The 14,434-nt window shown below is 58.9% G+C and carries 12 protein-coding genes; 7 read left to right on the top strand and 5 right to left on the bottom strand.

Going from position 1 to position 14,434, the window contains the following annotated elements; all coding sequences use genetic code 11:
- Positions 1-128 precede the first annotated feature (128 nt).
- Together pyrC and rnt are read left to right on the top strand one after the other, a co-directional pair.
- Positions 129-1,184: a dihydroorotase gene (gene pyrC / locus AAE514_RS13825; RefSeq protein WP_347332142.1), complete on the top strand. Its 1,056-nt coding sequence runs from the start codon at positions 129-131 to the stop codon at positions 1,182-1,184.
- A gap of 35 nt (positions 1,185-1,219) precedes the next feature.
- Entirely contained in the window at positions 1,220-1,855 is a 636-nt protein-coding gene (rnt, locus tag AAE514_RS13820; protein WP_347332189.1) for a ribonuclease T, read from the top strand.
- 20 nt (positions 1,856-1,875) lie between these two features.
- Here rnt and AAE514_RS13815 read toward each other — a convergent pair whose 3' ends face one another.
- Positions 1,876-2,010 (bottom strand): hypothetical protein, encoded by a 135-nt coding sequence (locus AAE514_RS13815; RefSeq protein ID WP_347332141.1) that lies wholly within the window; start codon positions 2,008-2,010, stop codon positions 1,876-1,878.
- A gap of 166 nt (positions 2,011-2,176) precedes the next feature.
- Between AAE514_RS13815 and AAE514_RS13810 the strand changes: the two genes are divergently transcribed.
- On the top strand, positions 2,177-2,998 hold the full coding sequence (locus AAE514_RS13810) for a universal stress protein (RefSeq protein ID WP_347332140.1): 822 nt from the start codon (positions 2,177-2,179) through the stop codon (positions 2,996-2,998).
- Between the two features lie 74 nt (positions 2,999-3,072).
- Here the strand turns inward: AAE514_RS13810 and AAE514_RS13805 are convergent, their stop codons facing one another.
- Both AAE514_RS13805 and purL read right to left on the bottom strand, forming a co-directional pair.
- On the bottom strand, positions 3,073-3,741 hold the full coding sequence (locus tag AAE514_RS13805; RefSeq protein ID WP_347332139.1) for a DUF3313 domain-containing protein: 669 nt from the start codon (positions 3,739-3,741) through the stop codon (positions 3,073-3,075).
- A 98-nt stretch (positions 3,742-3,839) separates the two neighbouring features.
- Positions 3,840-7,706, bottom strand: coding sequence for a phosphoribosylformylglycinamidine synthase (gene purL, locus AAE514_RS13800; protein WP_347332138.1), 3,867 nt, complete (start codon positions 7,704-7,706; stop codon positions 3,840-3,842).
- 317 nt (positions 7,707-8,023) lie between these two features.
- Between purL and mltF the strand changes: the two genes are divergently transcribed.
- Positions 8,024-9,502, top strand: a complete 1,479-nt coding sequence (mltF, locus tag AAE514_RS13795) for a membrane-bound lytic murein transglycosylase MltF (protein ID WP_347332137.1) — start codon at positions 8,024-8,026, stop codon at positions 9,500-9,502.
- 49 nt (positions 9,503-9,551) lie between these two features.
- Positions 9,552-10,199, top strand: a complete 648-nt coding sequence (locus AAE514_RS13790) for an IMPACT family protein (protein WP_347332136.1) — start codon at positions 9,552-9,554, stop codon at positions 10,197-10,199.
- Here the strand turns inward: AAE514_RS13790 and AAE514_RS13785 are convergent.
- Positions 10,176-11,897: a hydrogenase maturation protein gene (locus tag AAE514_RS13785; RefSeq protein ID WP_347332135.1), complete on the bottom strand. Its 1,722-nt coding sequence runs from the start codon at positions 11,895-11,897 to the stop codon at positions 10,176-10,178. The genes AAE514_RS13790 and AAE514_RS13785 overlap by 24 nt on opposite strands.
- Positions 11,898-11,918: 21 nt before the next feature.
- Positions 11,919-12,698 (bottom strand): MHYT domain-containing protein, encoded by a 780-nt coding sequence (locus AAE514_RS13780; protein ID WP_347332134.1) that lies wholly within the window; start codon positions 12,696-12,698, stop codon positions 11,919-11,921.
- A gap of 447 nt (positions 12,699-13,145) precedes the next feature.
- Here AAE514_RS13780 and AAE514_RS13775 point away from each other — a divergent pair, with 447 nt between their 5' ends.
- Both AAE514_RS13775 and AAE514_RS13770 read left to right on the top strand, forming a co-directional pair.
- The gene (locus AAE514_RS13775) at positions 13,146-14,024 is read left to right on the top strand and encodes a response regulator (RefSeq protein ID WP_347332133.1); all 879 of its coding nucleotides are present in this window, start codon (positions 13,146-13,148) and stop codon (positions 14,022-14,024) included.
- A 47-nt stretch (positions 14,025-14,071) separates the two neighbouring features.
- Positions 14,072-14,434 (top strand): response regulator, encoded by a 363-nt coding sequence (locus tag AAE514_RS13770; protein ID WP_347332132.1) that lies wholly within the window; start codon positions 14,072-14,074, stop codon positions 14,432-14,434.

Below are 14,434 nucleotides of genomic sequence, written 5' to 3'. Positions count from 1 at the left end.
TCAACGTCGGCCCACTGAAACAATTGGGCTCATAGAGGCTGTATCGGCCCGCGGTGGCTGCGCTTTAACGGCAATTTTGGTAGCATGCGCGCACTTAGATTCAATCCAGCCCAAACCAAGCGGTGTCCATGACTCAGCAACTGACCCTCACCCGCCCCGACGACTGGCATATCCACCTGCGCGATGGCGATGCCCTGCCCCGCACCGTGGCCGATGCCTCCGCCCAGTTCCGCCGGGCCATTGTGATGCCCAATCTGGTACCCCCGGTCACCACTGCGGACATGGCCAACGCCTATCGGGAGCGGATTCTGGCGGCCCTGCCCCCGGGCCGGGCGTTCGAACCGCTGATGGTGCTGTACCTCACCGACCGGACGACCGCCGATGATATTCGCGCCGCCAAGGCGGCCGGCGTGGTGGCCTGCAAGCTATACCCCGCCGGCGCCACCACCAATTCCGACTCCGGGGTGACCGACATTAACGGCCTTTACCCAGTACTGGAGGCGATGGAGCGGGAAGGGTTGCGCTTTCTGGTGCACGGGGAGGTCACCGACAGCGACATCGACATATTCGACCGGGAAAAAACCTTTCTGGAGCGGACCTTCAGCCGCCTGGTCGCCGACTTTCCGGGTCTGTATACGGTGCTGGAGCACATTACCACGGCGGATTCGGCCGACTTTGTTCAAGAGGCCGGCGAGCGCGTGGCCGCCACCATTACCGCCCACCATCTGCTGTACAACCGCAACCACATGTTGGTGGGGGGCATTCGCCCGCATTACTACTGCCTGCCGATCCTCAAGCGCAACCGGCACCAGCAGGCACTGATAGAAGCGGCGACCAGCGGCAACCCCAAGTTTTTCCTGGGGACGGACTCGGCCCCTCATATCAAGAGCAAAAAGGAATCCAGCTGTGGCTGTGCCGGCTGCTACACCGCCCACGCCGCCATTGAGCTCTATGCCGAAGCCTTTGAGCGGGCCGGCGCGCTGGACAAGCTGGAAGCCTTTGCCGGGCACTTCGGCCCCGACTTTTACGGTCTACCCCGCAACACCGACTCGGTTACCCTGCGCCGAGAGGAGTGGACCCTGCCCGAGGCTCTGACCATGGGTGAAGACAAGCTGGTGCCCCTCGGGGCGGGCGAGAGCCTAAGCTGGCGTTTGACTACTCCGGGCGAGACGAGGTCCCAGTGAATCAGCCGGAAGCCGCCAAAGACCCCAACTCCCCCATGGCGAGCCGCTTTCGCGGCTACCTACCGGTGGTGGTCGACGTAGAGACCGGGGGCTTTAACGCCCTGACCGATGCTCTGCTGGAGATTGCCGCGGTCACCCTGACCATGGACGAGGACGGCACCTTGCGGCGGGATGAAACCTTCGACTTCCACGTCGACCCATTCGAGGGCGCCAATATCGAGCAAGCCGCCCTGGATTTTACCGGCATCGACCCGGAAAGCCCGGACCGCCCCGCCGAGCCCGAATCCATGGTTATGCCCGAGCTAATGCGGGCGATTCGCAAGTCCGTGAGGGCCCATGGGTGCACCCGGGCGGTGATGGTGGCCCACAACGCGCATTTTGACTTGGGCTTTGTCAACGCCGCCGTGGCCCGCTGCGGGGTCAAGCGCAACCCCTTTCACCCCTTTTCCTGCTTTGATACCGCCACGCTGGCGGGGCTGGCCTGCGGCCAGACGGTGTTGGCCAAAGCCTGCCGAATAGCGGGTATCGAGTTCAGCAACAGCGAAGCCCACAGCGCCGCTTACGACGCCGAGAAAACCGCCGACCTGTTCTGCTACATCGTCAATGAGTGGAAACAACTGGGAGGCTGGACCCCACCGCTACCGGGTACGGCCCAGGATCAGGAAGACTGAGAGACCAATGGACTAAGCCGCTAGCGGACGGGCCCGCTGCGCTGAGTCGGCTCCGAGCTGCGGCGCCGGCGGGCCTCCTCCTTGCGTTTGCGGGATTCATGGCTGGCCTTGACCCAATCATCGGTGCGGCGCTGCCACTGTTTGTCATTGGGCATAGCTATCTCTCCTATATCAGTGCAGAGTTAACACTATGATAAAGCAAAATCGGCGCTAACCCCATGAGCAGCGGGATAATTTTCGCTGTAAAAACATTTCCGTGATTGCTATGCTAAGCCTTTCTAATAATCACAGAATTGAACAGGAACCTCAGCAGGAGCCACTATGACAACCCCTCAGCAGAAGATTTTTGTCGTTGTCGACCCCAACGACGAGCAACACATTGCTTTGGAGCGCGTGGCGGTGACCGCCAAGCTACTCGAAGTTAAGCCTTTTGTGTACGTATTCGTGGCCGTGGACGGCGATGCTGTCGACACCCGAGCGAGCAACGACAAACTGTTCCGCGACCAACGCTGGTTCGACGACATGATCAAGAAGCCGCTGGAAGAGGCGGGCATTGAGTACATGATCGAAGTTTCCTGGTCGAGCGAATGGCAGACCTCCATTATGCAGTCCGCCAAACGTTTCAGTGCTGACCTGATCTACCTGCCCGTCCACGCCAAGGTCAATTACACCCGCTTTACCTTCACCGAATCCAAGTGGGAGCTACTTAAAGGCGCGCACTGCCCGGTGGTACTGATTCGCCCCGGCGCCAAAGAGGCTCGCAAGGTTATCCTCGCGGCCGTCAACTTCCAGGCTCAGCGGGATGTCCAGCGCGAGCTCAACAAAATCATTCTTGAACAGGCTCGCCACTACGCTCAGCTCTACAACGCGGAGCTCCATGTAGTGAACGGCTACCTGGATTCCATGCACTACCCGGATCGGGGTCGTCTGGTGCGGGAAACCGACCTGCCCCAGGAGCGTATCCACGTGGATAACGGCTACACCTCTGAAGTGGTGGCCAAGGTGGCCGAGCAAGTGAACGCGGACCTGGTGGTAATGGGCACGCTTGGTCAAAATGGCATGACCACCTCTCGCCGAGGCAACACCGCCGAGCGCCTGATTGCCGCGCTGGATGACGATGTAATGGTGATTAACCACGAGTAACCCCTCGAGGTTTTCCCAGCACAAAAAAAGGGCGATCCGATGGATCGCCCTTTTTTATGGTCCGTTTTCCCGGTTCAGTCGTCCGAGCGCAACATATCTAGCTCTCGGCGAAACCACTCCATCCAATTGATAAATGCCTGCTGTATCTTCATGGCCGTCAACTGGCTGGCTCGCTCGTTGATCGAACGAGCCAGTGGTTGACGATCGCTCAGGGCCGCCACCAACTCGCCGGATTCGGAATCGTGCAGGTCCAGGGTGAGCAACATCACCACGGCTCCTCGGGGCAAACCGCCTTCATCGGAGCCCTGAAGCCCCTGCTGGAGCCTTCCGCGAACCTCAAGCACCCCGGGGCCCGGCTCCATGGCCAGCTCGTACCCGCCCTGCATCACCAGGGTATGGACCAAGGTTTCGGTATAAGTCTGGCGTATAAACTGCTCGTCGTTACGGTTAAGCTCCTTCAGCGGCAGCTCCTTGCCGACCGGGCGCCACTGGTCGAGATTCAAAGGGGGAGCCAACAATGCCTGGTAGCGACCAAAATCCACCCCGGGCACCACAAACACTCCATCCAGCCGGGGGTCCAGCCAGGCTTCCTCGGGAACTTCGGAGGAATCGGTCCGGGCGGGCTTATCCTCCGCCGCCTCCGATTCTGGCTTTTCCTCGGTAGTGGTACAGGCCTGAAGCCCCCATACCAGAACCCCCAGGCAGACCAGCCGAGCCATGCCCATCAACCGCTGCCTTTGCATAATCGCTTTCCTTCTCTTTAATGACTTGCTATTAACCTGAATTTACAAACGAGTGACTTAACACATGCGAGCCTTCTTCGGCCCGCAGTCCGTAACGTTTAACCGACAAACACCCGGGCGTTGCGGAACAGTCGCAGCCAGGGGCCATCTTCGCCCCAGGACTCCGGGTACCAGGAGTTAGTCACGGTGCGGAACACCCTTTCCGGGTGCGGCATCATGATGGTGGCGCGACCGTCTTTACTGGTCAGACCGGTAATACCGTTGGGCGACCCGTTCGGGTTGGCCGGATAACGGTCAGTCACATTAAGCTCGTTGTCCAAATACCGGACGGACACCAATCCGCTGCCATCACACTCGGACAACTGAGCGCCGGAAAATTCCGCTCGCCCTTCTCCGTGCGCCACTGCCACCGGCAAGTGGGAACCAGCCATTCCCTGCAACAGCACCGAGGGCGACTGTTCAACTCGCACCAGGCTCACACGCGCTTCGAACTGCTCGGACCGGTTGCGCACAAAGTGGGGCCAGTGGTCGGTTCCCGGAATCAGGGACTTTAGGTTGGACATCATTTGGCAGCCGTTGCACACGCCCAGGCTAAAGGTATCCCCCCGCTCGAAGAAGGCGGAGAACTGATCCCGGGCCAGAGCATTGAACAGCACGGTTTTGGCCCAGCCTTCCCCGGCTCCGAGCACATCGCCATAGGAAAAACCGCCACAGGCCACCAGGCCCTTGAACTCTTCCAGGGAACGACGACCAGCAAGGATATCGCTCATGTGTACATCCACGGCCTGGAAACCGGCGCGATCAAAGGCCGCGGCCATTTCCACTTGGCCGTTAACGCCCTGCTCCCGCAGCACAGCGACCGCCGGACGGGCGCCCTTGGCGATATAGGGGGCGGCGACGTCCTCGCTCGGGTCGAAACTGAGCTCGGCACTCAGGCCGGAGTCGTGACTGAGCAGCTGTTCAAACTCCTGCTGAGCGCATTCGGGGTTATCCCGCAAGGCCTGCAGCCGGTAGCTGGTTTCCGCCCAAAGGGTCTGGAGAATGGCTCGAGACTGATCAAATAGCATTTCCCCGTCCTGGCGGATGTGCAGCCAGTCTTCATCGTTGGGTTCACCGATGACCCGGGCCGCCACGCCGGCTTTTTCAAAGCGGCTCAGCACCGCGTCTCGGTCTTCCCGGCGAACCTGAATCACCGCACCCGGCTCTTCGCTGAACAGAACCGCCAACGCCTCCTCTCCCATGCCGGAAAGGTCAATGTCCATGCCGCAGTGGCCAGCAAACATCATCTCCGTCAGGGTGGCGAAGAGGCCACCGTCACTGCGGTCGTGGTAGGCAAGCAGTTGGCCTTCGGCCAACGAGGCCTGAACCGCTTCAAAGAAACCCTTGAGCTGGGCGGCGTCGTCCAGGTCCGGCGAGGTCTCGCCGACTTGGTTGTACACCTGGGCGAGGATGGAGCCTCCCAGGCGGTTTTTGCCGTTGCCCAAATCCAGCAAAAGTACATCGGTCTGGCCGTCTTCAATACGCAGCTGAGGCGTGACGGTCTGACGGACATCCAGCACCGGGGTGAAGGCGGATATCACCAGCGAAAGCGGCGCGGTCACCGCCTTTTGGCCCCGCTCCTCCTGCCAGGCAGTGCGCATGGACATGGAGTCCTTACCCACCGGGATCGTCATGCCCAGCGCCGGGCACAGCTCCATTCCCACAGCCTCCACGGTCCGATAAAGCTTTTCATCCTCGCCTTTGTGGCCGGCGGCACACATCCAGTTGGCGGACAACTTAATGTCCGACAGTTTATCGATGCGAGTGGCCGCGATATTGGTAATCGCCTCGGCGATGGCGAGGCGCCCGGAGGCGGGGGCATCCAGCAGAGCAGTGGGGGTACGCTCCCCCATGCTCATCGCCTCACCTTTGTAACTGTCATAGCTGACAGTGGTCACCGCGCAGTCGGCCACCGGCACCTGCCAGGGGCCCACCATCTGATCCCGTGCGACCATGCCGGTCACCGAGCGGTCGCCAATGGTAATCAAAAAGTTCTTGCTGGCCACGGAGGGATGCTTAAGCACCCGTTCCGCCGCTTCGTTTATGTCCAGCTCGGCGGTCTCAAAGCTTTGCGTGGCCCCCTGGTAGCGCTCGGCCGTGCGGTGCATTTTGGGCGGTTTGCCAAACAGGACGGACATGGGTAGGTCCACCGGCTTGGCCTCAAAGTGGGTGTCGTTGACCAGCAGGTGCTGCTCACTGGTAGCCTCGCCCACCACCGCGTAGGGCGCCCGTTCGCGCTGGCAAATAGCCTCGAACCGTTCGAGGTTCTCGGGCTGGATGGCGAGCACATAACGTTCCTGGGACTCATTGCACCAGATGGCCAGCGGGCTCATGCCGGGCTCATCGTTAGGGACCTTCCGCAGCTCAAACCGACCGCCACAGCCGCCGTCTTTTACCAGCTCTGGGAAGGCGTTGGACAAGCCGCCGGCGCCCACATCGTGAATAAAGGCAATGGGGTTGCCCTCGCCCTGCTGCCAACAGCGGTCAATCACTTCCTGACAGCGCCGCTCAATTTCGGGATTCTGGCGTTGAACCGAGGCGAAGTCCAAGTCTTCCGTGGAGCTACCGGAATCCATTGAGGAGGCCGCTCCGCCACCGAGGCCGATGAGCATGGCCGGGCCACCCAGCACCACCAGCTTGGCGCCGGCATTAAAGGGCGGTTTATCGACATGCTCACTCTTGATGTTGCCGTAACCCCCGGCCAGCATAATCGGCTTGTGGTAACCGCGGCGTTCGCCATCAAAGTCTTCTTCAAAGGTGCGGAAATAACCGCAGATGTTGGGGCGGCCGAATTCGTTATTGAACGCCGCCCCGCCAATGGGCCCCTCCAGCATGATATCGAGCGGACTGGCGATTCGATTGGGGCGCCCGTAGCGCTGCTCCCAGGGTTGTTCAAAGTCCGGAATGTGTAGATTGGACACCGTAAAACCGGACAGACCCACCTTGGGCTTGGAACCTCGGCCCACGGCACCCTCATCCCGGATTTCCCCCCCCGCGCCGGTGCCCGCGCCGGGGAAAGGCGCAATGGCGGTGGGATGGTTGTGGGTTTCCACCTTCATCAACAGGTTAATGGGTTCTTGATGAAAACTGTAAGTCTGGGTTTGCGCGTCCGGGTAGAAGCGGCCGGCCGTGGGGCCTCCCACCACGGCGGCATTGTCCGCGTAGGCGGAAAGCACCTGTTCGCCACCCTGCTCGTAGGTGTTTTTGATCATCTTGAACAGAGAGCGAGGCTGGTCTTCCCCGTCCAGCGTCCAAGAGGCATTGAAAATTTTGTGGCGGCAGTGCTCGGAGTTCGCCTGGGCGAACATCATCAGTTCCACATCCACCGGGTTGCGTCCCAGCCCCTGAAAGCTCTCCACCAGATAGTCGATTTCGTCGTCCGCCAACGCCAGCCCCAGCTCGCGGTTGGCTTGGGCCAGGGCATCGCGCCCGCCTTCGAGAATATCCACGCTGGTTTGCGGCGCAGGCATCTGCTTCTGGAACAACCGGCTGGCTTGCTCCAGCTCGGACAGCACTGTTTCCACCATACGGTCCTGAATCAACTCCGCCACGGCGGGGCGATCCGCTTCGACCAGCTCCCCTTCTATATAGAAGGCCGTACCGCGCTCCAGCCGCCGAACCTGGTCCAAGCCACAGTTGCGAGCGATATCCGTGGCCTTGGAGGCCCAAGGCGAAATGGTGCCCGGACGGGGGACCACCAAAAACAGCTGACCGGCATGCCCGGTCTCGGTTTCCGGGGCGGGGCCATAGGTCAGCAGCCGCTCCAGGGTCTGTCGCTGCTCGTCAGACAGGGGGCTGTCAAGGTCGGCAAAGTGCACGTACTCGGCGCTCAGGCCAGTAATGGCGGGGACTCGGCTCTGCAGAGCCCTTAGGAGTTTTTCAGAGCGAAAAGACGAAAGTGCGGGGGCGCCGCGCAGAATCAGCATGTCGATCAGGACCTCAGAGGTTCGGAGGGTTTTGAAGAGGGCGCAATTGTACTTGAAATGGCCATTGAAGGCAGCTTTTCGAGACGCTCAATTTACTCGCCCAACCGAGCCTATTAAAGAACTCAATGGCAGCGAAGTCGACAGAATGGCCGAAACCGGTTAAAATTCACTCAGCCATTCAGCTTCCATTAACCTATTTTCGGTTAAAAAACAAGCTAGCACGTCACACCCGCAATCTATAGAATTGCGCAAAATTTGTACGGGCCAGATTGGATCCGGCGCCAAATCCGTAACAACGGAGAGGAGAAACCGTCAATATGGAAGTCCACAAAAAAGCTCGCCTTATCCGGGCGATTAGCCAAACGTGCTTCGGCCTGATGGTCGTAGCCGTCAGCGCTTTGTTGGTAGGCAGTAAGCTGCCGACTACCCTGGAGCGCGTTCACGCCTTGGGAGAACTGCGGGTTATTTCCCGCAACGGGCCCAGCACCTACTATGAAGGGCCCCACGGACAGACCGGGTTCGAGTACCTGCTGCTGAAGCGCTTCGCCGATGAGCTCGGCGTCGAGCTGGTGATTGAAGATGAAGAAGCGCTCGATACCATGCTGCACAAAGTTCGCGAGGGGCAAACGCACTTCGCCGCCGCCGGCCTGAGCGTCACCGAGCGCCGACGCCGCCTGGTACGCTTCAATACCCCCTATATGACTGTGCGCCAACAGGTTCTCTATAATAGCCGCACTCCGAAGCCAACCTCAGTGGAAGATTTGGTAGGAAAGGAGGTTCTGGTCATCGCCAACTCCTCCCACGCCGAGCGCCTGAAAGACTTACAGCAGCACTATCCCGCTCTGAGCTGGCGCGAAGAGAGCGCCGTGGAAATGATCGACCTGCTGGAAAAAGTCCACAGTGGCGAAGTGGATTACGCAATCGTCGATTCCAACGCTTACAACCTCAACCGCCACACCTTCCCCCGGGCCCGGGTCGCTTTTGATCTGGGCGCCCCCCAGGAACTGGCCTGGGCCTTTCCCAAGAGCCGCGACGACAGCCTGTTTCACGCGGCGCAGGACTTCCTCCAGCGAATCAAAGCCGACGGCACCCTCGCCGCCATTCAAGAACGCTTCTACGACCATATTGATGAAGTCACCACCGGCGGCGCCCTGCTTTTCTCCTACCGGCTGGAAAAACGCCTACCCCAGTGGCAAACCCTGCTACAGGACGCCGCCCAAGAGTTCGACCTGGACTGGCGCCTGCTGGCGGCCATCAGCTACCAGGAAAGTCACTGGAACCCCAATGCCCGCTCGCGCACCGGCGTGCGCGGCCTGATGATGCTGACCATGGCGGCCGCCAGTGATATGGGCATTAACAACCGGGTGGACCCAGCGCAAAGTATTCACGGGGGCGCTAAGTACTTCCGCAACCTGTATGACCGGCTTCCGGAGCGCATTCAGGGGGAGGACCGCACCTGGCTGGCTCTGGCCGCCTACAATGTTGGCATGGGCCACCTGGAAGATGCCCGCAAAATAACCCAGGCTCTGGGCGGTAACCCGGACCGCTGGGTGGATGTGCGCGAACACCTGCCCCTACTGGCCAAACGCTCCTACTATAAGTACACACGCCACGGTTATGCCCGCGGCTGGGAGCCGGTGACCTATGTGCGCAATATTCGCAACTTCTACAGCATCATCGCTTGGCACGATCAACAAGAACAGCAGCGCATCACCACACAAACCGCCGAGGCCGACACTCACCAGGCCCGCCAAATAAGCCAGCACGCTCTGAGCATGCCCCTGTCGGTGCTGTAGCGCGGGGCTTATGCTTGAGCCCCGTATGAAATGTGGTTAAATACCCCACATGAATGATACCCCCTCCCCTCAAAAGCCCTACCGTGTATTGGCGGAGCCCTGCCAATACACGCTGGAAGAAAAACGCAGCCTTTTTCACACCCACCTGTTTCCGGTGGAGAGCCGCGAACAGGCCCTGGCCCATATTGAAGCGTTAAGACAGGAACAGCCGGGGGCGTCCCACTACTGCTGGGCATACCTACTCGGCCCCGCCGACCAACCCCAGAGCCAAGCCTTCAGCGATGACGGCGAACCCTCCGGCACGGCGGGCAAACCCATGCTGAATGTACTGACCCAACGGGGCGCGGGAGACAGCCTGGCGGTGATTGTGCGTATTTTTGGGGGCGTAAAACTCGGGGCGGGCGGGTTAGTTCGAGCTTACAGCGGTGCCGTCTCCCAGGCGCTGGATAGCGCGCAGTGGCGGGAGGTCACTCCCACCACTGCGGTGTCGGTAGCGGTGGACTTTGCTCACGAGGAACGCCTGCGCCACCAACTGGCGCAGGACGGCATTACCCTATCGGACGTGGACTATCGCCAGCAGGTGTGGCTTCATATCGCCGTGCCCATCGGCGAGCAGCAGCGGCTAGAGAGTCGGGTGCAAGAGCTCACCAGCGGCCAGTACCAGTGGCAACCCTCAGGCGGAGACCGCCTCGACTGATTGACCGGGCTCACGTTGCAAGCGCGCCGGCGTTCGGCCGCACGAGAGCTTATAGACGAACCGGTGGCGCAAGCGGTGATAGTCACTGTGCGGGTCGTCAAAGGTGGCTTTCATCCGCCGCAACTCCTCGCGCCGATAGTTCGCCAGGGGGCATTTCTGTTCGTCCCGTTCGCGGGTAAGCCGCTTGTGCTCCAGGGCGTTTTGCCACTCCTGCCGGTCACTCACCAGGGACTGGCAATACTCTTTCAGTTCCCGGTGGTAAAGCGCCCAGTCTTCGGGCAAAAGTTCATCCACCATTCCCCAGTCCAACGCTTCGTCCACCAGCAACGGCTCACAGCCTTCGATCAGCTGGTGAGCAAAGCGCTCGCCCACCCGCCGGGGCAACACATAGGTCCAGTACTCGGAGCCATAAAGCCCCATGGTTTTATAGTGGGTGTTAAGCACCACCCCCGAGCGGGCCACCACATAGTCGCAGGCCTGGCTGAGCACCGCTCCACCCGCGCCGGCATTGCAACGCAGGGCGGCCACCGTCATCTGGTCCGTATTGGTAAGGAGGCACTCGACTATGTCGTCCATGGCGTTGATGTTGCGCCAGGACTCGGCCGCCGCATCATCGGCCAATTCAATACAATTCAGGTGAATACCGTTGCTCCAAAAGTCCTCTCCACCCATCAAGACCACCACCTCCACGGAGGGGTCCGCGCGCAAGATACGAAGCTGGGCGAGCAGGCCGCGGCACTGTTCGGTATTCATGGCACCGTTGTAAAAATCAAAGTGGACGTACACCACGCTCCCTTCCCGCTCCACCTGGATATCAGAGAAGCCCTCGCCACTGATCGCCGGTAGCTGACTGCACTGCTCTGCCAAGGCGCTTCGAGCCAACGCCCGCATGGCTGGTAACTTGCTGGTGGTTTCTCCGGGTGCGGGAACCGGCTTGAGCTGCCGAATCCAGACGCTGCCGTCCACGGTTGCCCGACAAACGGCTTCCTCACAGTGCCCGAGCAGTTGACCTGGCTCAGCGGTGGGATACCGCTTGCCCTCGCGAACGCCGAAGAGATAAAAATCAACACCGTTCAGGCAGTCCTTCACGCCGGGAAAACCGTCGGCGGCATGGATTTTTTGCACGATGGTGGCCGTCGTATCCGAGTGCCAGTCAATCGCCCGGTCGGGCTGTTTCATAAGGGGGCGCTCTCTGCCGAGAACGGCGGGGTTGTTGTAATCCAAGGGCCGGGGTTGAAATGCCTCGCGGGGTAGGTCCACCAGGGCCTGCTTTATCAAGAAGGTCGCCGACTGGGAGACCTCGCGCCGATACAGGCTGCCCTTGCTCGCCGTGCGACAGGGAAACTCCTGGGTGCCCCAGATATCTCCCGCGTCCATTTCCTGGTCGGCCTGCAGTAAGGTCACGCCCCAAGTGGCCCTGAACTCACTGATCGCCCAATCCAGCGAGGAAGGCCCTCGGTCGCCTTCGATCCCCGGATGGACGATCAGGCAGGGGTAGTGCCGCCAGACGGATTCCGGTACCCGGTGCTTCAAAAAAGGGCAGAGAATCAAGTCGGGCTTGATCCGCTCAACGGTGCCTTCGATCACCGTTTGGTCAGCACAAAGCTCAATGAAAACATCATGCCCAATACTGAGCAGCTCCCGGTCAACACGCTGACACAAACCGTTGTAGGCCGAGGCAAGTAGAAGTACTTTCATAGCGTGAACTCCGTTTCTAAGTTAGTTCGAAGGGGCAGTCACATTGGTTTCAAGCACACCCAGCTCTTCCTGCATTTTTTGGTTGAGCTGACTAAGGGAAGCAATAAGACACAATACCAGGAGCACCATGCTGGTACAGAATACCAGAAGGCCCATGGTCATGGGAGCCATGCCCTGTCCCAGCACTTGATTGGTTGCCGCGCCGGGCTCGTGCTCCATGGTCATCGCCACCATGCCGGTATAGTGCATGCCGCACACCGCCACCGCCATAACCACGGCACTCAATAGAATCTGCATCGTGCCCTTCAAGTTCACCGCCAGCCACAGCGCGACCGTCGCGGCCACCAGGGCGATGCCGATGGAGACTGCCACCAGACCCTGGTCGTAATGCATCTCACCGGGCATGACCATCGCCGCCATACCGATGTAGTGCATGCTTGCCACACCCAAACCGGTGAGCACGCCCGCCCCCAACAGTCGGGGCCAGGACAGGTGACCGGCCACGGCGGTAGCCACGCCCAGCCCCACGGCCAGCACGGCAACAATCAAAGACAAGAAGGTAAGCCAAGGGTCGTACCCCATATCCATGGGTAGTTGGTAAGCCAGCATACCGATAAAGTGCATGGTCCAAATGGCACCGCCCCCCAACGCAAATGCCGCGGCGGTTATCCAGCCCCAAGAGAACTTCTTACCCGAGGCTTTCATACCGTTGGTCATTTGCAAGCCGGTAAAGGCTCCAAAAACCGAAATCAAAAAAGACAGCACCACCAGAAACCAGTTGTAGCTCGCTTCCATTTCCATACCCGATCACCCGTCGTCAAAATAAATTTACCCCGGAAGACTAGTGAACCGGACACAAGCAATCAAGACGGGAGGGCTAGTACATTTTGAAGTAAAAATTTAAAAAACCGAAATCTTCGCTATTAGAGGATGATTTATGTGAAAATTTTCCAAAAAAAGAGATAAATCGCGCCATAAATTCAATTATAAGCGCCACGCCGAATTCAACACGTCGCAATTTTCTACAGAATATTTTTTCTGGATTTTCGCTATAACTAGACTATTTCCTCAGAACTAAAATTTTTTCTTGAATTCTATTGAGAAGTGGAAAAGAGTGTCTACAATCAGCTCACAAAAGTGGGCCTGCCGGACAAAACAAAAGGTGTACCTGCCGGACAACGAAGTGCGCACTTAGACTCACTATAGCGAGACGGTTCAATTCCACTACTGACAATAAACGGACCCACAATGATCCAGCGGACAGCCCCAACATCCAATGATTTCCGAGTTTTTCAAGTCGCTCTCGTCGGCGCGGAGCAGAAAGACCAGATCACGTTCAACCGCCTGCTGGGTATTACCCGATACCGTGCGCGCCGCTATCAGCTCATACCAGTGGCCACCGACTTGAAGATGGAAACCGCGATCCAGGCGTTGATTCAAAGCGACATAGTGATCCTCAATATCAACAACCCCGAGGCCATTCTGTTCTGGAGCCGGGTGGCGTCAAAAATTCCCGAGCAACGTAAACGGCCGGTGCTTCGAATTACCCGAGAGAAGAACATCACATCGAACTCTTCGCTCACTATTTCCTGGCCCATCAATCCGACCCGCGTCATTCAAATACTGGATCGCTATACGGTTGACCATCTGAATTTCATCCCCGAGTTTGAGATCGGTGGAAAGGGCGCTGATAATGTGGTTCCGCTACCCGTATCCAGCACTTCGGCTCCCTCGCGCAGCCACTGCCCCCAGACCGGAGCTCAAAGAAAGGCCCTGGTGGCGGACGATAGCCTGGCGGTGCGCCGTCAGCTAGAAATTGAATTTGAGCGCATGGGGTGTGAGTTAACGGTCGTCGCCGATGGCGAGGCCGCACTGGCTGCGGCACAACAAACCCATTACGACATTATTTTTTTGGACGTCATTATGCCCGGTCTGGATGGCTATAGCGTTTGTAAGAGCATCCGGCGCACCGAGCTGAACCGGAAAACGCCCGTGGTGATGCTTACCAGCAAGTCCTCCCATTTTGACCGAATCAAGGGAAAGCTCTCGGGCTGTGACACCTACTTGACCAAGCCCATCAATCACAATGAATTTTGCTCTGTGACAGAGCAACATTTCCAGGACTAACCTCCCTACAACCCGAACGACACGAGCAGTAATTACAGGAGTGATAAATGAGTGCAAACAAAGTCATGATCGTCGACGACTCCCCCGTTGACCTTCAGCATTTAAAGGACATCGTCACCACCGCCGGCTACCATGCCATTACCGCCACCAGCGGTCGAGAGGCCTACAACATGGCCAAGCAGAGCCGTCCGGATGTGATATTAATGGACGTTGTTATGGAGGATGTGGATGGCTTCGAAGCCTGCCGAACGATTCACCAGGACCAAGAGCTGAATAAAATTCCCATCGTTTTCGTAACCAGTAAAAACCAGAAGGCCGACCGTGTGTGGGGCGAGCTTCAAGGGGGGCGAGCAATGATTTCCAAACCCTATACCCAGGAACAGATACTCAGTGCCTTGTCTGCCCTATAA

Origin of the sequence: Marinimicrobium locisalis, from assembly GCF_039822625.1 — a bacterium.
Lineage (GTDB): Bacteria > Pseudomonadota > Gammaproteobacteria > Pseudomonadales > Cellvibrionaceae > Marinimicrobium > Marinimicrobium locisalis.
The sequence above is the reverse complement of the archived record's forward strand: the minus strand, read 5'-3'. Positions and strand labels throughout refer to the sequence as shown.